This window comes from Nonomuraea sp. NPDC049649, assembly GCF_040675175.1.
Classification (GTDB): Bacteria; Actinomycetota; Actinomycetes; order Streptosporangiales; family Streptosporangiaceae; genus Nonomuraea.
The window spans coordinates 172,294-190,912 of the sequence record NZ_JBFAOH010000002.1; the positions used below are offsets into that span (position 1 = coordinate 172,294).

General features: G+C 72.3%; 22 protein-coding genes and 1 pseudogene. 13 read left to right on the forward strand and 10 right to left on the reverse strand.

Going from position 1 to position 18,619, the window contains the following annotated elements; all coding sequences use genetic code 11:
- The first annotated feature begins 19 nt into the window (after positions 1–19).
- On the forward strand, positions 20–1,036 hold the full coding sequence (locus tag AB0J42_RS04020) for a tyrosine-type recombinase/integrase (protein WP_364288623.1): 1,017 nt from the start codon (positions 20–22) through the stop codon (positions 1,034–1,036).
- Positions 1,037–1,043: 7 nt separating this feature from the next.
- On the opposite strand, the gene AB0J42_RS04025 is transcribed toward AB0J42_RS04020, so the two are convergent.
- Positions 1,044–1,298: a helix-turn-helix transcriptional regulator gene (locus AB0J42_RS04025; protein WP_364288625.1), complete on the reverse strand. Its 255-nt coding sequence runs from the start codon at positions 1,296–1,298 to the stop codon at positions 1,044–1,046.
- 43 nt (positions 1,299–1,341) lie between these two features.
- Between AB0J42_RS04025 and map the strand changes: the two genes are divergently transcribed.
- Both map and AB0J42_RS04035 read left to right on the forward strand, forming a co-directional pair.
- Entirely contained in the window at positions 1,342–2,112 is a 771-nt protein-coding gene (map, locus tag AB0J42_RS04030; RefSeq protein WP_364288627.1) for a type I methionyl aminopeptidase, read from the forward strand.
- Between the two features lie 400 nt (positions 2,113–2,512).
- Positions 2,513–2,845: a Tn3 family transposase gene (locus AB0J42_RS04035; RefSeq protein ID WP_364288629.1), complete on the forward strand. Its 333-nt coding sequence runs from the start codon at positions 2,513–2,515 to the stop codon at positions 2,843–2,845.
- 322 nt (positions 2,846–3,167) lie between these two features.
- Here AB0J42_RS04035 and AB0J42_RS04040 read toward each other — a convergent pair whose 3' ends face one another.
- Positions 3,168–3,584: a hypothetical protein gene (locus AB0J42_RS04040; RefSeq protein WP_364288631.1), complete on the reverse strand. Its 417-nt coding sequence runs from the start codon at positions 3,582–3,584 to the stop codon at positions 3,168–3,170.
- Positions 3,585–3,770: 186 nt separating this feature from the next.
- Here AB0J42_RS04040 and AB0J42_RS04045 point away from each other — a divergent pair, with 186 nt between their 5' ends.
- Positions 3,771–4,247 (forward strand): DUF3237 domain-containing protein, encoded by a 477-nt coding sequence (locus AB0J42_RS04045; RefSeq protein ID WP_364288633.1) that lies wholly within the window; start codon positions 3,771–3,773, stop codon positions 4,245–4,247.
- On the opposite strand, the gene AB0J42_RS04050 is transcribed toward AB0J42_RS04045, so the two are convergent.
- Positions 4,132–4,644 (reverse strand): MerR family DNA-binding transcriptional regulator, encoded by a 513-nt coding sequence (locus AB0J42_RS04050; RefSeq protein WP_364288635.1) that lies wholly within the window; start codon positions 4,642–4,644, stop codon positions 4,132–4,134. The genes AB0J42_RS04045 and AB0J42_RS04050 overlap by 116 nt on opposite strands.
- 55 nt (positions 4,645–4,699) lie before the next feature.
- Here AB0J42_RS04050 and AB0J42_RS04055 point away from each other — a divergent pair, with 55 nt between their 5' ends.
- From AB0J42_RS04055 to AB0J42_RS04070, 4 genes are all read left to right on the forward strand, one after another.
- Positions 4,700–5,488 (forward strand): MerR family transcriptional regulator, encoded by a 789-nt coding sequence (locus AB0J42_RS04055; RefSeq protein ID WP_364288637.1) that lies wholly within the window; start codon positions 4,700–4,702, stop codon positions 5,486–5,488.
- A gap of 165 nt (positions 5,489–5,653) precedes the next feature.
- Positions 5,654–6,073, forward strand: a complete 420-nt coding sequence (locus AB0J42_RS04060) for a hypothetical protein (protein ID WP_364288639.1) — start codon at positions 5,654–5,656, stop codon at positions 6,071–6,073.
- A gap of 2 nt (positions 6,074–6,075) precedes the next feature.
- A complete protein-coding gene (locus AB0J42_RS04065; RefSeq protein WP_364288641.1) occupies positions 6,076–6,300 on the forward strand; it encodes a helix-turn-helix transcriptional regulator in 225 nt (74 codons plus the stop codon).
- A gap of 213 nt (positions 6,301–6,513) precedes the next feature.
- Entirely contained in the window at positions 6,514–7,554 is a 1,041-nt protein-coding gene (locus AB0J42_RS04070) for an NAD(P)-dependent alcohol dehydrogenase (protein ID WP_364288643.1), read from the forward strand.
- A gap of 130 nt (positions 7,555–7,684) precedes the next feature.
- Here the strand turns inward: AB0J42_RS04070 and AB0J42_RS04075 are convergent, their stop codons facing one another.
- Positions 7,685–7,891, reverse strand: coding sequence for a hypothetical protein (locus AB0J42_RS04075; RefSeq protein ID WP_364289139.1), 207 nt, complete (start codon positions 7,889–7,891; stop codon positions 7,685–7,687).
- A 50-nt stretch (positions 7,892–7,941) separates the two neighbouring features.
- Positions 7,942–8,052: pseudogene (locus AB0J42_RS04080) on the reverse strand (hypothetical protein); the annotation flags it as partial.
- A 149-nt stretch (positions 8,053–8,201) separates the two neighbouring features.
- Here AB0J42_RS04080 and AB0J42_RS04085 point away from each other — a divergent pair.
- Together AB0J42_RS04085 and AB0J42_RS04090 are read left to right on the forward strand one after the other, a co-directional pair.
- The gene (locus tag AB0J42_RS04085; RefSeq protein ID WP_364288645.1) at positions 8,202–8,522 is read left to right on the forward strand and encodes a metalloregulator ArsR/SmtB family transcription factor; all 321 of its coding nucleotides are present in this window, start codon (positions 8,202–8,204) and stop codon (positions 8,520–8,522) included.
- Positions 8,519–9,301 carry an SRPBCC family protein gene (locus AB0J42_RS04090; RefSeq protein ID WP_364288647.1) on the forward strand — a complete coding sequence of 261 codons (783 nt, stop codon included), beginning with the start codon at positions 8,519–8,521 and terminating at the stop codon, positions 9,299–9,301. Before AB0J42_RS04085 ends, AB0J42_RS04090 begins: the two co-directional genes overlap by 4 nt.
- On the opposite strand, the gene AB0J42_RS04095 is transcribed toward AB0J42_RS04090, so the two are convergent.
- Positions 9,295–9,471, reverse strand: coding sequence for a hypothetical protein (locus AB0J42_RS04095; RefSeq protein ID WP_364288649.1), 177 nt, complete (start codon positions 9,469–9,471; stop codon positions 9,295–9,297). The two genes, AB0J42_RS04090 and AB0J42_RS04095, sit on opposite strands and share 7 nt — an antisense overlap.
- Positions 9,472–9,562: 91 nt before the next feature.
- On the opposite strand from AB0J42_RS04095, the gene AB0J42_RS04100 reads away from it, so the two are divergent.
- Complete coding sequence (locus AB0J42_RS04100) at positions 9,563–10,012, forward strand: MarR family transcriptional regulator (RefSeq protein ID WP_364288651.1); 450 nt, start codon at positions 9,563–9,565, stop codon at positions 10,010–10,012.
- A 6-nt stretch (positions 10,013–10,018) separates the two neighbouring features.
- On the opposite strand, the gene AB0J42_RS04105 is transcribed toward AB0J42_RS04100, so the two are convergent.
- The 3 genes from AB0J42_RS04105 to purB form a co-directional block, all read right to left on the reverse strand.
- Entirely contained in the window at positions 10,019–11,065 is a 1,047-nt protein-coding gene (locus AB0J42_RS04105) for a DUF4037 domain-containing protein (protein ID WP_364288653.1), read from the reverse strand.
- A 146-nt stretch (positions 11,066–11,211) separates the two neighbouring features.
- Positions 11,212–12,063 (reverse strand): GNAT family N-acetyltransferase, encoded by an 852-nt coding sequence (locus tag AB0J42_RS04110; RefSeq protein ID WP_364288655.1) that lies wholly within the window; start codon positions 12,061–12,063, stop codon positions 11,212–11,214.
- Complete coding sequence (gene purB, locus AB0J42_RS04115; RefSeq protein WP_364288657.1) at positions 12,060–13,490, reverse strand: adenylosuccinate lyase; 1,431 nt, start codon at positions 13,488–13,490, stop codon at positions 12,060–12,062. The genes AB0J42_RS04110 and purB overlap by 4 nt, the downstream gene beginning before the upstream one ends.
- A gap of 132 nt (positions 13,491–13,622) precedes the next feature.
- On the opposite strand from purB, the gene AB0J42_RS04120 reads away from it, so the two are divergent.
- A complete protein-coding gene (locus AB0J42_RS04120) occupies positions 13,623–14,618 on the forward strand; it encodes an aldo/keto reductase (protein WP_364288659.1) in 996 nt (331 codons plus the stop codon).
- A gap of 27 nt (positions 14,619–14,645) precedes the next feature.
- Entirely contained in the window at positions 14,646–15,338 is a 693-nt protein-coding gene (locus AB0J42_RS04125) for a TetR/AcrR family transcriptional regulator (protein WP_364288661.1), read from the forward strand.
- 58 nt (positions 15,339–15,396) lie between these two features.
- On the opposite strand, the gene AB0J42_RS04130 is transcribed toward AB0J42_RS04125, so the two are convergent.
- Positions 15,397–18,594 (reverse strand): efflux RND transporter permease subunit, encoded by a 3,198-nt coding sequence (locus AB0J42_RS04130; RefSeq protein ID WP_364288663.1) that lies wholly within the window; start codon positions 18,592–18,594, stop codon positions 15,397–15,399.
- Positions 18,595–18,619: the final 25 nt, after the last annotated feature.

The following is an 18,619-nucleotide window of genomic DNA, read 5'->3' on the forward strand; positions in this document are numbered from 1 at the left end:
TTGACGGGAGGGGTGGCGGGTGCGGCCTGCGGAGCTGGACCGGGTGACGGTGGCGGAGGCGGCGGACCGTTATGTGGAGCTGGTGCGGGCGCGGGTGCTGACGGGGGCGTTGTCGGCGTCGACGGCGGAGGTGTACGCGCGGGACGTGGCGACGCTGGTGGAGCTGGCGGGCGGCGGCCGGGTGCTGGACGATCTGACGGGCGAGGACGTGGACGCGGTGCTGCTGGCGTTCGCCCGCAAGCCGGACGGCCGCCGCGCCGCGGGCGCCGGGGGCGGGGGGCAGTCGGCGTCGTCGCAGGCGCGGTTCCGCCGGTCGGTCTCGGCGTTGTTCAAGTATGCGGTGCTGGCGGGGTGGGTGCAGATCGATCCGATGTCGGTGGCGACGATCCGGGCGCGTGAGCGGGGCGGGTTGCGTCCGGAGCGGCGGGCGCTGACGCGGGAGCAGGCGCAGGGGCTGGTGGGTGCGGCGCGGCGGCTGGGTGAGGAGCCGCCGTCGGGCGGGCGGCGTGATCAGCGGACGGGGTTGCGTGATGCGCTGATCGTGTTGCTGCTGACGACGGTGGGGCCGCGGGTGTCGGAGCTGGTACGGGCGAATGTGGAGGATTTCTTCACCAATGACGGTGTCCGTTACTGGCGGATCTTCGGCAAGGGCGGGCGGACGCGGGATGTGCCGTTGCCGGAGGATGTGGCGCGGGTGCTGGCGGCTTATCTGGAGCGGGGGCGGCCGGAGTCGGCGGAGAAGGCGCTGCTGCTGTCGTGGCGGGGGCGGCGGCTGGCGCGGGGTGATGTGCAGGCGGTGATCGACCGGGTGCAGCGGCGGGTGGATCCGGAGGCGCGGCGTTCGGTGACGCCGCATGGGCTGCGGCATACGACGGCGACGCATCTGCTGGCGGACGCGGTCGACATGGACGCGGTGCGGCGGGTGCTGGGCCACAGTGATCTGTCGACGCTGGGGCGTTACCGCGATGAGCTGCCGGGTGAGCTGGAGGTGGCGATGCGGGCGCATCCGCTGCTGAAGGGGCCCGGCGCGGGGTGAGTCCCGTCTAGGACGGTATGGCGGGGCTGCTGCGCTCGGCGAGGTGGTCCAGGGAGATTTCGAGGACGTCGGCGAGGGCGGCGATGGTGAAGAAGGCGGGGGTGGCGATCCGGCCGGTCTCGATTTTGCGGAGGGTTTCGGCGGACATTCCGGCGGCGGTGGCGATCTCGGCGATGCTGCGTTCGCCTCGGGCCTGGCGGAGGAGACGGCCGAGGTGCTCGCCGCGGAGGCGTTCTTCGGGAGTGAGCGGGGGACGCACCATGTCTCCCACTCTATACCAATAGATATACCGGTATAGTTATCCCATGGTTGAGCTGAAGACCCCCGGCGAACTCCAGGCCATGCGCGAAGCCGGCCGCGTCGTCGCCCGCGCCCTGCAAGCCGTCGCCGGCCACGCCGCCCCCGGCGTCCCCGTCGCCGAACTCGACGAGCTGGCCGCCACCGTCATCCGCGAGGCAGGCGCCGAACCCGCCTTCCTCGGCTACCGGCCCTCCTTCGCCCCCACCCCCTACCCCGCCGTCATCTGCGTCTCGGTCAACGACGCCATCGTCCACGGCATCCCCGGCCGCGACCGGCTGCGCGACGGCGACCTGCTCAGCGTCGACTGCGGCGCCTACCTCGACGGCTGGGCGGGCGACTCCGCCTTCAGCATCACCGTCGGCACGCCCCGCCCCGCCGACCAGGCCCTCATCGACACCACCCGCCGCGCCCTCGAAGCGGGCATCGCCGCCGCCGCACCCGGCAACCGGCTCGGCGACATCGGCCACGCCATCCACACCGTCGCCGCCGGAGACGGCTGCGCCGACGCGGTGGCGGGCGACTTCGGCGGCCACGGCATCGGCCGCCGCATGCACGAGGACCCGCCCGTCCCCAACCGGGGCCGTCCCGGCCGCGGGCTGCCGCTGCGCCCCGGCATGACCCTCGCCATCGAGCCGATGCTGACCCCCGGCCGCGGCCAGTACCGGGTCGACGCCGACGGCTGGACGCTGCGCACCGCCGACGGCGCCCGCGCCGCCCACGCCGAGCACACCGTCGCCGTCACCGACGACGGCCCCCTCGTCCTCACCGCCCCCTGACCGGCCCCTGTCCGAACGGCCTTCGAGAAGCACGGAGTCGATCTTCGTACCGGTTCGGTGACGGCACTCGTTCGCGCTGGTCGTGGGGCCTACGTGTTCCTGGGCCCTGCCTTTCGAATCTCTCGCCGATGAGCAGATCACCCGCTGTGGCCTGGGCGACATCGCCGCCCACGACGAGCTGATTACCGGATCGTGGCGGCCGCTGGTGTACCGCAACCCGGACCAACCTGAACAAGGCCGCGTTCGTGCTGTGCGCGCTCACGCACCTGCCCACCGCTCTGCGTCGGCGAGAGGTGGGAACAGGCGCGGCCGCGCGTACTGACCTCGCTGGAACTCGAGCTGGAAACCGGCCGGGCACCTGGCGGAGCTGGCCAGCACGCTGGAGGGAGCCTATATCCGGGTGCTGGACGGGCTCGGCGGCAACACCTCAGTGCAGTTTGTCGGCGGCCGACTCCAGTTGGAAAGGCTCGGCCCGCTGGCGGAACCACATGCTGTCGGCCTATGGCCACCCGACCGGCCTGAGGGAGGCGTTCGTGCACTACGGCCGCATCTTCAACCCCTGCACCTGCTGCAGTTCCTGCACGATGAGGGCTACCGCAGGATGCTCGGCAAGGAGCTGAACGTGCAGGAGGCCCGGCACCGGCTCGCCCGCAAGATCGCCTTCGGCAACCGCGGGCAGTTGCGCCACGCATGGGCATGGAAGACCGGCTCGGCAGCCTGGGCCTGGCGCTGAACGCGGTCATCTTCCACGAAGTGCCTGCCCCGGTCGGCTTACCTCGCCGTCGCCGGTGGGCGGTCAGCAGCAGAACTTCAGGTAATTCTGCAGGTCGGCGAGGTGCGGGCGACACCGTCGCCCTCGCCTCGATAGAGCATTTCTTCGCCGCCGCGGCGGGAGGTGACGATGCCGCCGCGGCGGAGCAGGGCAAGCTTCTGGGAGGCGGCGGACTGGCTGATGCCAGTTCCTGCGGAACAAAGGTTCAGGGCAGCGAGGTTCTCGGGGACCGTAGCCGTGGCGCTTCGGCTACGTCCCGTTCTGAGGCCGGCCGTGCCCCTTCTCACCAGCCCTGGATGGACGGGTTCACACTTGCCTGCCAGGAGCTGGCTGGTGGCGCGGTGGAAGTGGTCGATTGGGCGGCGATCCGGCGCAGGTGCTCACGGTAGACCGCGGCGATCCGCTCCATCGCGCCGGCGCCCTCCCGCTCCAGGGCCGCATACAGCGCTTTGTGGGCGGCGATGTGCTCCAGCAGCGGCACCGTGGCCCGCGTCACCGCCGACCGCGCGGCGTGGCCGTCGGCCAGGTTCGCGGCGAGCCCGGCGGCCTGCTCGGTCAGCAGATGGGCGGCCACGTCGGCGATGCCGGAAAAATGCGAGGAGTTGCGGCTGATGGCCGCCCGGGCCGCCAGATCGGCGACCGTGATCTCCCCCTCCGGATCCCCGGCCAGTTCCCGCACCAGTTCCTGTGCTGCGCTCACGATCGCCTCGCGCGTGCGCAGCGTCCGCGGGTCGTGGGATGTCAGGACTGAGGCACGCGCTCGGCCCGGCTTGCCCCCAGCGGCCATGCCCCCTCCCGACGTTCCGTCCTACGCGGCGCCCTAAGCATTTCTGGGACACTGCACCAAAGTCGGATAGGTTCAAGATCCCCGGAGAGGAGCCCCATCTTGACCACTCCCGCGGCCACTCCCGCGCCGTCGCTGATGCTGCGGCCGCTCGCCGAACTCCACGTGGAGATCGCAGAGCCGATCGACGCCGGCAAGGTCCGCGCCGGACAGCGGCTGATCATTCCCATCACCGGCGGCACCGTGACCGGCAGGATCAGCGGCCAGGTCGTGCCCGGCGGAGCCGACTGGGCGATCGCCCGCGAAGACGGCACGGCGCTGGTCAGCGCCACCTACGCCCTGCGGACCGACGACGGCGTCATCCTGACCGTCTTCAACCAGGGCAGCTCACGCAGCCACGACGGCGCCATGCTCGGCATCACGGCCTGTCGTATCGAAGCCCCCCAGGGCGCCTACTCCTGGCTCAACGACGTGCCCATCGTCGGCTCGCTCGTGCCCTTCCGCGCAGACGGGACCATGGGCGTGGACCTTGTCTTCTATACGGTGGAGGCCGCTGCGCCACCCCCAGCCCAGAGCTGATCGAGCCCCCGGCGTGAGCACATCGCGCCAGTGTCCCGACCGGCTCGATCTGATGCGCATCGCGTACCACGGTCACCTGCGGCGCGGGCAGGCCGTCGGCGAGCAGCCGCTCCAGCACCGCGAGCGTGCGGCGGCGGCGCGCCGGCTCCGCCTCGTCCCGCATCACGGCCAGGGCCTGCCACTCCCCCGCCACCACCGGCAGCGGCACCTCCAGCGACCGCAGCAGCCCGATCGGCAGCGCCGGCGGAGCCTGCGAGGCCCGGTAGGAGCGGTAGCCGGTCGCCGGGTCCACCCACGCGGGCACGAGCAGCCCGATCTCGTCGTAGTGGCGCAGTTGTTCGACGCTCAGCCGGCCCAGCCGAGCGAAGCGTCCGATCGGCAGCAGATCATCGTCCACGCCCTTCAGCATGCCGGGTTGCACCTCACGCGGCGTCAGGCCGCAAGCTGGAGGCATGAGCCTCTCCGTCGGGCAGGTGGCGCGGCTGGCCGGCGTCACCGTGCGCACCCTGCATCATTACGACGAGATCGGCCTGCTCATCCCCGGTGAGCGCACCCGCGCCGGATACCGCCGCTACACCGACGAGGACCTGGCCCGGCTGCAGCAGATTCTGCTCTACCGGGAGCTCGGCTTCCCCCTGGAGGAGATCGCCGCCATCCTCGACGATCCGGCGGCCGACGAGCTTTCTCAGCTGCGCCGCCAGCATGAGCTGCTCACCCGTGAGGCGGGGCGGCTGCGGGAGGTCATCGCCGCGGTGGAGCGCGCCATCGAGGCCCGCACCCGCGGCATCGCCCTCACCCCGGCCGAGCGGCTGGAGGTGTTCGGTTCCTTCACCCCAGAGGAGCACGAGGCCGAGGTGGAGCGCCGGTGGGGCGGCGGCGACGCCTACGAGCAGAGCCGCCGCCGGGTCGCCGCGCTGACCAAGGCCGACTGGCTGGAGCTGAAGGCCGAGGGCGAGGCCATCCACCGGGATCTGGCCGCCGCCTGCGAGGCGGGCCTGCCCGCGGACGGTGAGGCGGCGATGGATCTGGCCGAGCGGCATCGCGGTCACATCAGCCGCTGGTTCTATACGTGCACGTACGAGATCCACCGGGGGCTCGGCGAGCTGTACGTGTCGGATCCGCGGTTCACGGCCGTCTACGAGGCGCTGGCTCCGGGGCTGGCGGCGTATCTGCGGGCGGCGATCGAGGCGAACGCCCGCCGGGCGGGAGACGGCCGCGGTGAACGCCCGCTGACCAGGTGATGGTCGAGGAGTGCCCGCCGGGCCGGAGATGATCGAGGCGAACGCCTGGCGACCGGGTGATGTCCGAGGAACGCCCGCCGGGCCGGAGATGTTAAGAATCGTTGACATCGTGTCTGGTCTGCTTCACCTTCCCCATGTACAAGTTTTTTGACATGGGAGCGGGAGATGACCTCCGAAGAGAAACGCTCATGGATCTACGCCGTGGTCGGCGCCGGCGTCGCCGCCGTCTACTTCGCCACCGTCCTGTCCCAGGTGCCCGGCGCCGACGTTACCCGGATCGCCTACGTACGGCCGATGCTCATCGCCATCGCCGCCGGGATCGTCCTGGGCATCCTGGCCGGCATCGCCGCCGCCGTCTTCTCCCCGAAGGACGCCGGCCGGACCGACGAACGCGACCGGCGCATCAACCGGCGCGGCGAGCACGCCGGGTTCTACGTCATGAGCGTCGCCGCGATCGTCCCGCTGGCCCTGGCCATGGCCGAGGCCGCCCACTTCTGGATCGCCAACACCCTCTACCTGGCGTTCGTCCTGGCCACCGTCGCCTCGTCCATCGTCAAGATCGTCCTGTACCGGCGGGGCTTCTGACCATGGGCAAGCCCACCAAGGTCACCAACTCCATCCGGGCCCTGCGCTTCGCCCACGGCGAGATGACCCAGGCGCAGCTCGCCGACCGCATCGGGGTGACCCGGCAGACCGTCATCGCCATCGAACAGGGCCGCTACTCGCCGTCGCTGGAGGTCGCCTTCCAGATCGCCCGGGTGTTCGGCGTCCCCCTCGAAGAGGTCTTCCAGTACCCCGACACACACGACTGACGAAGGACGACTCCCCCGCACGTGGCGGCCGAGAGGTTCGCCGCGCTACGTACCGGTTCCAGCCGGCGCCGCGCACTGCATTCCCAGCCGGTGCCGCCGACCCCCGGGAATCGCCCGCCTGAAAGAACCACTCCCTGCGGCCCCGACGCCACCCAGCCGAAAGGACCGCTCCCCGCAGCCCCCGGGATCCACCCATCCGAAAGGACCACCCCCATGACCACCCGAACACCACCAGAACCCCCATCGGCGGCGGCCGGGATCGAGGAGACCGTGCCGAGCACCATGACCGCGATCGCCCGCGACACCTACTGTCCTCCGGACCGGCTCCGGCTCCGCGAGCTGCCCGTCCCGGCCATCGGCCCCGGCGAGGTGCTCGTCCGTGTCGAGGCCGCCGGCGTCGACCAGGGCGTGTGGCACGTCGTCACCGGCCTGCCCTACCTGGTGCGCGCCGCCGGATTCGGGCTGCACCGCCCGAAGAACCCCGTCCCGGGCCTGGACGCCGCCGGCCGCGTCGTCGCCGTCGGGGCAGAGGTCACCCGGTTCCGCCCCGGCGACGAGGTCTACGGCACCTGCGACGGCTCCTACGCCGAGTACGCCCGCGCCCACCAGGACAGACTCGCCCCCAAACCGGCCCGCCTCAGCTTCGCCCAGGCCGCGACCGTACCCGTGTCCGGCTGCGCCGCCCTGCGGGGACTGCGCGACGCGGGCCGGCTCACCGCCGGGCAGCGGGTCCTCGTCACCGGAGCCGGAGGCGGGGTCGGCAGCTTCGCCGTCCAGCTCGCCAAGGCCTACGGCGCCCACGTCACCGGCGTCTGCCGCACCGCCAAGACCGAACGGGTGCGCTCCCTCGGCGCCGACCACGTCATCGACCACACCCGCGAGGACTTCACCACCGGAACCGGCCGCTGGGACCTCATCCTCGACACCGCCGGCAACCGCCCCCTGACCCGGCTGCGCCGCGCCCTCACCCCCAAGGGCACGCTGGTCCTCGTGGGCGGCCCCGGAGGCGGAGGCGCGTTCCAGGGCATGGGCCGCCCGATCCGGGCGATGCTGCTGTCGCCCTTCGCCGGGCAGCGCCTGACGAGCCTCATGTCCATCGAGCCCGCCGCCGACCTGGAAACCCTGGCCGATCTCATCGGCTCCGGCGCCCTCACTCCCGCCCTCGACCGCACCTACCCCCTCGCCGAGGCCTCCGCCGCCATCGCCCATCTCAGGACCGGCCGCCCGGCGGGCAAGCTCGCCCTCACCGTCTGAGGAAGATGAGCGCTTCCCCCGGGGATTCCGGCCTGCCCGGCTGATTCCGTACGGGATCAGCCGGCCCTGGCCGGCAAGCGCTGCCCCAACCCCACCAGGACCGAGAAGCCGTGCTCGTGCGGCCGGACCTCTAGCGGGTGGTGGCCAGCCATCTGCTCACAGCGACCATCGCCGTCCCTCCGCTGTCGGCGTCGATGCGGGCGGCGAGGTCGGCGATGGTGCCCCGGCGCAGGGCGTCCGCCCAGGCGTCCTCGGCCGCGGCCATGGCCCGGGCGATCGCGCAGGGCCGCTGGCATCGTTCGGCCGGGAGGGCGAGCGGGCCCGGATCTCGGTGCACCGGTAGGCGGGCTCGCCGCCGTCGATGGCGCGCACCACCTCCAGCGCCGAGATCTGGCCGGCGGGCCTGGTCAGCTCGTATCCGCCCGCCTGTCCGGCCGTGGAGTGCACGATCCCGGCGCGTGCGACTCTCCGCGGGCACCCGCCGCCCGGCTGTATCACCGCCTGGGCTGGGCGACGCCGGCGGCCTGCCGTCCCCCGCGCCGCGCCGGGAACCCGTCACCCGGCCCGGCCGTATGTCCTGCCCACATGCATCACGACCTCGATTGATGCCTTCGCAGCTATATAACAGATGAGGTATGTTCGCAGGTATGCGCTTCGACGTGCTCGCCGAACCCGCCCGGCGGCGGATCCTCGATCTGCTGCTGGAGCGGCCCCGCCCGGTCGCCGAACTCACCGCCGAACTCGGCCTGTCCCAGCCCGGCACCTCCAAACATCTCAAGGTGCTGCGCGAAGCCGGGCTCGTCACGGTCCGCAAGGACGCCCAGCGCCGCTGGTACGAGCTGCGCCCGCAGCCCCTGGCCGAGATCGACGCCTGGCTCGCCCCGTACCGCGCCCTGTGGAGCGGCAGCCTCGACCGGCTGGAGCGCCACCTCGACACCATGCCCGACCACCCGCAGGAGAACCCGTGAACGACCACCTGCTCATCCGCCCCGACGGCCGCACCGAACTGCGCATGAGCCGCCGCCTCAACCATCCGCCCCAGAAGGTGTGGCGCGCCCTCACCGAACCCGGCCACCTCACACAGTGGTTCCCCACCGAACTCACCATCGACGGCGACCGCGTCCGCTACGGATCCGGCCCCGACGGCCGCGTGCTGGAACTCGACCCGCCCCGCGTGTTCGCCCACACCTGGGACGACGACGAGCTGCGCTGGGAGATCCGCCCCGACGGCGACGGCAGCCTGCTCACCCTCACCCACGTCTTCGGCGACCGGTTCGGCGCGGCCAGCTTCGCCTCCGGCTGGCACACCTGCGTCGCCGCCCTCACCGCCCTGCTCGACGGACGGCCGCTGCCCGAACCCGGCGACATGGCCCGCCTGCACGAGAAGTACGTGACCGTCCTCGGCCCGACCTCCGGCGAACTCACCGGCGGCGCCGTCCGGCTGGAACGCCAGCTCACCCGGCCCGCCGACCAGATCTGGCAGGCACTCGACGGCCACCGCGCGCACACCGGCGCGCCGCCGCCCGCCCCGTTCACCGCCCCCGGCGTGCCCGCCGGGCCGGTCTCACGCGCCGAACCGGGCAAGATCCTCGAGTACGCGACCGAAGGCGGCACCGTGCGCTGGGAACTCGGCCCGGGCACCGGTCACGGCGCGCGCCTCACCCTGACCTGCCCCGGCGACACAGGAACCCTGCAAACCTGGCGGGCCCGCGTCGAGGAGTTCGCCGCCGCCCTGCCCGATCAGTAGAAGTGCATCACGATCGCCAGGCCCACGAAGTGCATGAGCACCACCACGACCAGCAGCGCGACGAAGATGAACTTGGCCGGCCCGTGCTCGAAGTGCTTCCCCTCCTTCAACGGGGGCAGCTTGGCCTGGCGCTCGGCGATGCGCTCCTCCAGAGACTTGCGGTGAAACACGGACGACCCCAAGATTTGCGTGGCGGCTCTTCGTACACTAATAATTTGTGTACAAATTAATCTACCAGGGGTCACCAGGAGGTCGGCGCACGTGAAGCCTGGGACAGAGGCCACAGACCCCCTCGCCCTCGACCACCAGGTGTGCTTCGCCCTCAGCATCGCCTCCCGCGCCGTCATCGGCCTCTACCGGCCGCTGCTCAAACCACTCGGCCTCACCCACCCGCAGTACCTCGCCATGCTCGCCCTCTGGCAGCACGAACCCCTGTCCGTCAAAGAACTCGGCGAACTGCTCCAGCTCGACCCCGCCACCCTGTCCCCGCTCCTCAAACGCCTGCAAGCACTCGGCTACGTCGAACGCAACCGCAGCAGCACCGACGAGCGCACCCTCGCCATCACCCTCACCCCCGAAGGCCGCCGCCTGCGCGCCGAGGCCGAGAAGATCCCCCCGGCCATCACCGCCCGCCTCGGCCTCGACCCCGGCGACCTGCACGACCTCCACCAGGCGCTCACCCGCCTCATCGCCGCCACCCGCGACACCTGACCCCGGTCAGGCACCCAGCCCCAGAGCCGCCGCCGTCGCCGCCCGGGCCCGCGCCGGCGACGTCAGCAGATCCGTCGAATCCGACAACTGATCCACACACCCCGCCACCGGCAACCCCCGCACCGCCGGATCCGACACCCGCCCCAGCAGCGCCGCCGCGAACCGCTCCCCGCCGATCACCTCGAACGGCCGATCGTGGAAGCCCCGCACCTCCTCCCCCAGCCGATCCGCCAGGCCGATCCGGTTCTGCAGCCCGGCCACCCGCCGATACGCCGCCGACAACCCCTCCTGCCGCCCGCGCCACGACCGCGCCGCCAGCGCCGCACCCAGCGCCTCCCCCAGCTCCGCCGACCCCGGCACCCGCATCAGCGCACTGCCCAGCCATTTCGCGTACGGCGGATACCGCCGCCGCAGCAGCAGCGCCAGCCGCATCACCTCCCGCACCAGCCGCGCCCCCTCCACCGCCGACCCCAGCTCGTCGCCCACCTCACCGCACCGGCCGACGAACGCCTCCTCCTCAGCGATCCGCCGCCACTGACACGCCAGCACATACCGCCACACATCCTGCGGATACCAGCGCAGCAGCCCCCGCACCTCCGCCAGCCCGCCCTCCCCGGCCGGCAACCCGTCGTGGAACACCTCCCCCTGCGTCACCTCCGCCAGCCGCTGCCACGGCACCGACAGCCAATCCAGCAGCGACACCCCCGCCCGCGGATCGAACCCCAGCCGCTCCCGCAGCCACACCCCTAACTCGACGACCACCACCCCCGGCCGCCGCTCCCCGTGATAATCGAAAACGGTCGGAAAGCCGCGGAACCGCTCCGGCAGCCCGCCCGCCACCCGCGCCTCCGCCTCGCTCACCATCCCGGCGGGCACGAACACCAGCACCCGCGGCCCCCAGTCATGATCGGCCGACCGCTCCGTGTCGAACGCCAGCACCTCCGACCCGGGGCCGATCAGCGCCGCGCTATGCGGAACACCCGCCACCAGCGGCGCGACCACCTCGCCGTAGAAGGCACGGGACAACTCGATACCAGGCACGAAATCGCACATCACGCCGTCCACTGTGCCTGACCGGCCCGCCCCGCCTCATCCGATTAATCCCGGGTACGAGTCAGCCCGGCGCCTCCGACGTAGGCGATGGGTTTTGGGTGAGGCCGGACGGTTTTCATCCCACCCACTGGCTTTACAACGTAGATTTATGTGCGGATGTACGTGCTCAGCACCGGTCGCAGGCGATACCCCAGCCGCTCGTACAGGGCGATGGCCGCGGCGTTGTCATCGTCGACCATCAGCGCCGCCCGCCCGTACGACGCGACCAGCTCTTCCGTCACCCACCGGCACACCCGCTCGGCCAGCCCACGCCCCCGGAACGCCGCCGCCGTGGCCACCCCCGCCAGCAGCCCCACCGACGGCGCGGGCCAGGCGTCGGCCGCGACCGACGCCAGCACGCCGCCCACCCGCACCCCCGCCCACCGGCGCACGCCAGGGTCGTCGGGCGTCGCGTAGGAGCCGGGCGCGTCCGCCGCGAGCAGCGCGGCGACCTCGCCGAGCTCGGTCTCCGGCAGCCACCCCACCTCGGAAACCCCGGGCACGTCAGGGGAGGGCAGGGAGCCCGGCCCGACCGGCGCGTCCGTGGAGGCCGGGGAGGACGGTGAGCCCGGCCCAACCTGCGAGCTCGGGGAAGCCGGGGAGGGCGGGGAAGCCGGTTGCGCGGCCAGGCTCATCCAGGAGAAGGCGCCCGACACCTCCAGCCCGTCCACCTTCGCCGCCACCCGCGTCAGCAGCTCCCGCTCGCCCCACGGCCGGTAGCCGGGCCCCAGCTCGGCCAGCGCGTGCCGCACCAGCACCGCCGCGTCGCCGGCGTCGCCCCACACGGCCAGCCGGTCGTGCAGGGACACCGCGGGGGCGGCGGCGACCACCGCCTCCCCCGACGCCCAGGCCCGGGCCGGGGAGGCGGGGCCGCCGAGGTCCTGGGCGGTCCAGACGACCAGGTCGTCGTCGCCGCACGCGGCCCGCAGCCCGGCGAGCGAGCCGAGCTCGTGGATCACAGAATGGCGCCGGGCCGGTACGCGGCCGCCTCCGGGTGCGCGGCCACCACGCGGCCGACCTGCTCGACGACCGCCCGGACCTGGCCGGCGGCGGCGCCGGTGAACGACACCCGGTCGGCCAGCAGCGCCTCCAGCTCGGCGCGGCCGAGCGGGAAGCGGTCGTCGGCGGCGAGCCGGTCGAGCAGTGAGTTGGCGCCGCCGCTTTCGCGCATCGCCAGCGCCGCCGCGACGGCGTGCTCCTTGATGAGTTCGTGGGCCTGCTCGCGTCCCATGCCGGCGCGGACGGCGGCCATGAGCATCTTGGTGGTGGCCAGGAACGGCAGGTAGCGGTCGAGCTCGGCGGAGATGACCGCCGGGAAGGCGCCGAACTCGTCCAGGACGGTGAGCATGGTCTCCACCAGGCCGTCGAAGGCGAAGAACGCGTCGGGCAGCGCGACCCGGCGCACCACCGAGCAGGACACGTCGCCCTCGTTCCACTGGTCGCCGGCCAGCTCGCCCACCATGGAGGCGTAGCCGCGCAGCACCACGGCCAGGCCGTTGACCCGTTCGCAGGAGCGGGTGTTCATCTTGTGGGGCATGGCCGAGGAGCCGACCTGGCCCTCCTTGAAGCCTTCGGTGACGAGTTCGTGGCCGGCCATCAGGCGGATGGTGGTGGCCAGGGAGGAGGGGGCGGCGGCGAGCTGGACGAGGGCGGTGACGACCTCGAAGTCGAGTGAGCGGGGGTAGACCTGGCCGACGCTGGTGAGGCGGTGTTCGAAGCCGAGGTGGGCCGAGACGCGCTGTTCCAGGTCGGCGAGTTTGGCGTGGTCGCCGCCGAGCAGGTCGAGCATGTCCTGGGCGGTGCCGACGGGGCCCTTGATGCCGCGCAGCGGGTAGCGGGCGATCAGTTCTTCCAGCCGGCGGTAGGCGACGAGGAGTTCGTCGGCGGCGCCGGCGAAGCGTTTGCCGAGGGTGGTGGCCTGGGCGGCGACGTTGTGGGAGCGCCCGGCCAGCACGGTCGACTCGTGGGCGGTGGCGAGGGAGGCCAGGCGGGCCAGCAGCGCGACCACGCGGTCGCGGACCAGCAGGAGGCTGTCGCGGATCTGGAGCTGCTCGACGTTCTCGGTCAGGTCGCGGGAGGTCATGCCCTTGTGGACCTGTTCGTGGCCGGCCAGCGCGTTGAACTCCTCGATGCGGGCCTTGACGTCGTGGCGGCTCACCCGTTCGCGGGCGGCGATGGAGTCCAGGTCGACCTGGTCGACGACCTTCTCGTAGTCGGCGAGGGCGCCTTCGGGGACGGTCACGCCGAGTTCGGCCTGCGCGCGCAGGACCGCCAGCCACAGCCGCCGCTCGGCGATCACCTTGTGCTCGGGGGACCACAGGCGGGCCAGCTCCGGGGAGGCGTATCGGGCGGCCAGGACGTCGGGGATGCGCGGCTTGGAAGTCACGTTGGTCAAGTGTATGGGCAGGTGCCGGGGTGTGACCCACCCGGCCGATAACACTGATTCCCAAAAGGAGTTAACATCGATAGCGAAGCAGTGTTAACATGAATCCGTTATCGACGGAAAGAGGTTCCTTCCATGAACACCCGCACCCTCGGCGCCCACGGCCCGCGCGTGTCCGCCCTCGGCCTCGGCCTCATGGGCATGTCCGACCTGTACGGGCCCGCCGACGAGAAAGAGTCGCTGGCCACCATCCACGCCGCACTCGAAGCCGGCGTCACCCTCCTCGACACCGGCGACTTCTACGGCATGGGCCACAACGAGCTGCTGCTGCGCGACGCCCTGCGCGGCGCCGACCGCGACCGCGTCGTGATCAGCGTCAAGTTCGGCGCGCTGCGCGGCCCCGACGGCACCTGGCTCGGCCACGACGCCCGCCCCGCCGCCGTCAAGAACTTCCTCACCTACAGCCTGCGGCGGCTCGGCACCGACCACATCGACATCTACCGTCCCGCCCGCCTCGACCCCGGCGTGCCCATCGAGGACACCGTCGGCGCCATCGCCGAACTCGTCCAGGCCGGATACGTCCGCCACATCGGCCTGTCCGAGGTCGGCGCCGCGACGCTGCGCCGCGCCGCGGCCGTCCACCCGATCAGCGACCTGCAGATCGAGCACTCCCTGCTGTCGCGCGACATCGAGGCCGAGGTCCTGCCGGTCGCCCGCAGCCTGGGCATCGGCGTCACCGCCTACGGCGTGCTGTCGCGCGGACTGCTCAGCGGCCACTGGAACCCCGGCCGCGACCTCGCCGCCGACGACTTCCGCACCCACAGCCCCCGCTTCCAGGGCGAGAACCTGCGCCACAACCTGGCGCTGGCCGACGCCCTGCGCGGCGTCGCCGAGCACAAGGGCATCACCACCGCGCAGGCCGCCATCGCCTGGGTCGCCGCCCAGGGCGAGGACATCGTGCCGCTCGTCGGCGCCCGCACCCGGGCCCGGCTGGCCGAGTCCCTCGCCGCCGGCGAGGTCGAGTTCACCGAGCAGGAGCTGACCACCATCGAGCAGGCCATCCCCGCCGGAGCCGCGGCCGGCCTGCGCTACGCCCCCCGGCAGCTGCCCCGCCTCGACGGGGACCACTGATAACACCGGCACTGTTACCGTTGCGGTATGGCGAAGACCCACCGGGACCGGATCATCGAAGCCGCCGCCGAGCTGCTGGCCAAGGGCGGCCGCGAAGCGGTCTCCACCCGCGCCGTCAGCGCGGCGGCCGGCGTGCAGGCCCCGGCGATCTACCGCATCTTCGGCGACAAGCAGGGCCTGCTGGACGCCGTGGCCGCCTACGGCCTGCAGAGCTACCTGCGTGACAAGGAAGCCAACCCCGCCACCGACGACCCGGTGGCCGACCTGCGGCGCGGCTGGGACCTGCACGTCGGCTTCGGCCTGGCGCACCCCGCGTTCTACAGCCTCGTCTTCGGCGAGCCGCGGCCCGGCGCCGAGTCGCCCGCCGCCCGCCAGGCGTCGGAGATACTCGCGCGGATGATCCACCGCATCGCCGAGGCGGGGCGGCTGGCCATGCCGGAGGAGCGGGCCGCCCTGCTCGTCCACGCGGCGGGCCGGGGGCTGACGCTCACTCTCATATCGCTGCCCGAGGACCAGCGCGACCCGTCCCTGTCGGTGACGGCCCGCGAGTCGGTCATCTCCACCATCACCACCGACCCGCCGCCGGCCGCCCCGGACCCGTCCGGGCCGGTCGCCGCGGCGGTCGCGCTGCGCGCCGCGCTCCCCCGCACCGGCGCGCTCAGCGAGCCCGAGCGCGCCCTGCTGGCCGACTGGCTCGACCGCATCGCCGCCGAGGGCTGAGAAAGCGGCCGCCCGCACGGGTATGCGACCCGTGCGGGCGGAAGGGGAGACCGCTCTGTCAGGGCGCCGCGGTCTCCAGCACCTTCGGCTCCGGCGCCGGCTCGGCCGGCTTGCGCCGCAGCCGCTCCTTGGCCCGCTCGACCATCACATACAGCGTCGGCACCAGCACCAGCGTCAGCAGCGTCGAGCTGATCAGACCGCCGATCACCACGATCGCCAGCGGCTGCGAGATGAACCCGCCGTGGCCCGTCACCCCGAGCGCCATCGGCACCAGCGCGCAGATCGTCGCCACCGCCGTCATCAGGATCGGCCGCAGCCGCTGCCGGCCGCCCTCGATGACCGCCTCCACGATCCCCATCCCCCGCGCGCGGTACTGGTTGATGAGGTCGATCAGCACGATCGCGTTCGTCACCACGATCCCGATCAGCATCAGCATGCCGATCAGCGCGGGCACGCCCATCGCCGTGTCGGTGGCCAGCAGCAGCCCCACCGCGCCGGTCGCCGCGAACGGGATCGACACCAGCAGGATCAGCGGCTGCACGAAACTCCGGAACGTCGCCACCATGATCATGAAGACGATCGCGATCGCCGCCAGCATCGCCATCCCGAGGTCGGCGAAGGCCTCCTCCTGGTCGGCCGAGGCGCCCCCGATCTCGTAGGCGGCACCGGCCGGCAGGCTCAGCCCGTCCAGCTCACGCGTCAGCTCCTGGGTGAGACGGCCCAGGTCGGCGGCGGTCGCCTTGCCCGAGACGGTCGCCGAACGCTCACCGTCGATCCGGGTGATCTGGGTGGGGCCGTCCACCCGCTCCACCGTGGCCAGCGACGACAGCTTCACCAGACCCGACGCCGTCGGCAGCCGCAGGTCACGCACCGCCTTCACGTCGTCGGGCGCATCCCCGGCGCGCAGCACCAGGTCGCTCTGGCGGCCGTCCAGCGTGAGCTGGCCCAGCGGCGCGCCGCGGAACGCCTGCGCCACCGTCTGCCCGATCTGCGCCTCGCTCAGCCCGCGCGCGGCCGCCTTCTGCCGGTCCACCCGCACCTCGATGCGCGGCGCGCTGTCCTCCAGGTTGGACGTTACGTCCCGCAGGCCGTCCACCCGGCCCATCACGCCCGCCACCTGCTCGGCGGCCGAGCGCAGCGCGGCGGTGTCCGGCGCCCGCACGATCACCTCGACGGAGTCGGAGGAGAACCCGGCCGCCGACGCGCCGCCCACGGTCACCTCGCCGATGTCCGGCACGGCGGCCAGCCGGTCGCGCAGCTCCTGCTCCACCGCCGGCGTGTCACTGCCGTCGGCGATGGTGATCTGGTAGGAGGCGCGGTCCGCGCCGCCGCCCGTGCCGCCCATCATGGCGTTGCCGCCGCCGACGTTCACCTGGTACGACTCGACCGCCTCGACCTGCTCCAGCACCTCCTCGACCTTGGCGGCGGCCTCGTCGGTCGTCTTCAGGTCGGTGCCCACCGGCATCCGCTGGCTCATCGAGATCGTGTCCTGGCCGGTGGAGTCCAGGAAGTTCGTCTGCAGGCTGCCCGCCAGGCCCATCGTGACCGCGAACACCGCCGCCCCGATCACCAGCGTCACCACCTTGAACCGGGTGGCGAACCGCAGCACCGGCAGGTAGGCGCGCTGCAGCGGCGAGCGCCGCTCGGCCGCCTCCGCCTTCTCCCGGAAGGCCGCCAGTTCCTCGGGCTTCAGCTGGGGCGCCTTCAGGAACCAGTAGGCCAGCACCGGCACGACCGTCAGCGACACCACGAGGGAGGCCATCAGCGCCACCGTCACCGTGATCGCGAACGGCGCGAACAGCTCGCCCACCATGCCGCCGACGACCGCGATCGGCGCGAACACCGCCACCGTGGTCAGCGTCGAGGCCGTCACCGCGCCGGCCACCTCCCGCACGCCGGTGAGGATCGCCGTCCGCTTGGCCTCGCCGTAGCCGAGGTGGCGCTTGATGTTCTCCAGCACCACGATCGAGTCGTCGACCACCCGGCCGATCGCGATGGTCAGCGCCCCCAGCGTGAGCATGTTGAGCGAGTAGTCGCCCAGCCAGAGCGCCAGCAGCGCGATCACCACCGACAGCGGGATCGACACCGCCGTCACCAGCGTCGAGCGCAGCGACAGCAGGAACACCAGGATGACCAGCACCGCGAAGATGAGGCCGAGGATGCCCTCGGTGGTCAGGTTCTCGATCGACTCGGACACGTACGGGCCCTGGTCGAAGACGACCTCGATCGCGGTGTCGGAGCTGTCGCCGATCGCCCGGGTCAGCTCCGGCAGCTTCTCGCGCACCGCGTCGGAGATCGCCACCGCGTTGCCGTCCGGCACCATCGTGACCGTCACGCCCAGGCTGGTCTGGCCGCCGGTGCGGGTGATCGTGGTGGCCTCGGCCAGGCCCCGCTCGACCGTGGCCACGTCACCGAGCCGGACCGGCTTCGGCGCGCGCTGCCGCTGCATAGCCTGTTGCTGAGCCGCCTGCTGCGGGTTCGGCTGCTGCGGGCTCTGGGCCTGCGGCTGCGGCGCTGCGGGGGTGAGATACAGGTTCTCCAGGTCCTTGACCGACTCCAGCCGCGCGCCCACCTGGACGGTCAGCGACGTGCCGTCCTCCACCAGCGCGCCCGCCGGGATCGGCGTGCCGCTGGCCCGCAGCACCTCGGGGATCTGCGCCGCCGACACCCCGGCCAGCGCCATCTTCCCCAAGTCCGGGGTGATCGTCACCACCTCGTCGCGGGTGCCCGTCACCTGCGCCTCGCGCACCCCGTCGACGGCCTGCAGCTCCGGGATCACGATGCGGCGCAGCTTGTCGGCCATCGCCCGCGAGTCGCCGCCGTCGCCCACGGCCAGCACCAGCACCGGGATGTCGTCGGTGCTGCCCGCCACCACCCGCGGCTCCACCCCGGACGGCAGCTGGGCGCCGATCCGGTTGACCGCCTGCTGCATGCGGCCGACCGCCGTCTCCACGTCGGTGCCGTACGCGAAGGCGACCTGGATCTGCGCCAGGCCCTCCTTGGACGTGGAGGCCATCGACTCCATGCCCGCCAGCCCCTTGAAGGAGTCCTCCAGCGGCGCGGTGACCTGCTCCTCGACGATCTCCGGCGACGCCCCCGGGTAGGCCGCCACCACGAAGGCGCCGGGAAAGCTCAGGGACGGCAGCAGCTGCTGTTTCAGCTGGGGGATCGTGAACAGGCCGAAGGCGCTGAGCACCACCGTGATCAAGATCACGAGACTGCGGTTGGCCAGGCTCAACCGGGCGAGTGCGGTCATAGAGTCGTTTCCCTTCAAGAATTCG

Coding starts and splice junctions, on each gene's coding strand:
- AB0J42_RS04025 (WP_364288625.1), bottom strand. CDS start 1,298: ATGGTGCGTCCCCCGCTCACTCCCGAAGAACGCCTCCGCGGCGAGCAC.
- map (WP_364288627.1), top strand. CDS start 1,342: ATGGTTGAGCTGAAGACCCCCGGCGAACTCCAGGCCATGCGCGAAGCC.
- AB0J42_RS04055 (WP_364288637.1), top strand. CDS start 4,700: ATGAGCCTCTCCGTCGGGCAGGTGGCGCGGCTGGCCGGCGTCACCGTG.
- AB0J42_RS04060 (WP_364288639.1), top strand. CDS start 5,654: ATGACCTCCGAAGAGAAACGCTCATGGATCTACGCCGTGGTCGGCGCC.
- AB0J42_RS04065 (WP_364288641.1), top strand. CDS start 6,076: ATGGGCAAGCCCACCAAGGTCACCAACTCCATCCGGGCCCTGCGCTTC.
- AB0J42_RS04070 (WP_364288643.1), top strand. CDS start 6,514: ATGACCACCCGAACACCACCAGAACCCCCATCGGCGGCGGCCGGGATC.
- AB0J42_RS04085 (WP_364288645.1), top strand. CDS start 8,202: ATGCGCTTCGACGTGCTCGCCGAACCCGCCCGGCGGCGGATCCTCGAT.
- AB0J42_RS04105 (WP_364288653.1), bottom strand. CDS start 11,065: ATGTGCGATTTCGTGCCTGGTATCGAGTTGTCCCGTGCCTTCTACGGC.
- AB0J42_RS04120 (WP_364288659.1), top strand. CDS start 13,623: ATGAACACCCGCACCCTCGGCGCCCACGGCCCGCGCGTGTCCGCCCTC.
- AB0J42_RS04125 (WP_364288661.1), top strand. CDS start 14,646: ATGGCGAAGACCCACCGGGACCGGATCATCGAAGCCGCCGCCGAGCTG.
- AB0J42_RS04130 (WP_364288663.1), bottom strand. CDS start 18,594: ATGACCGCACTCGCCCGGTTGAGCCTGGCCAACCGCAGTCTCGTGATC.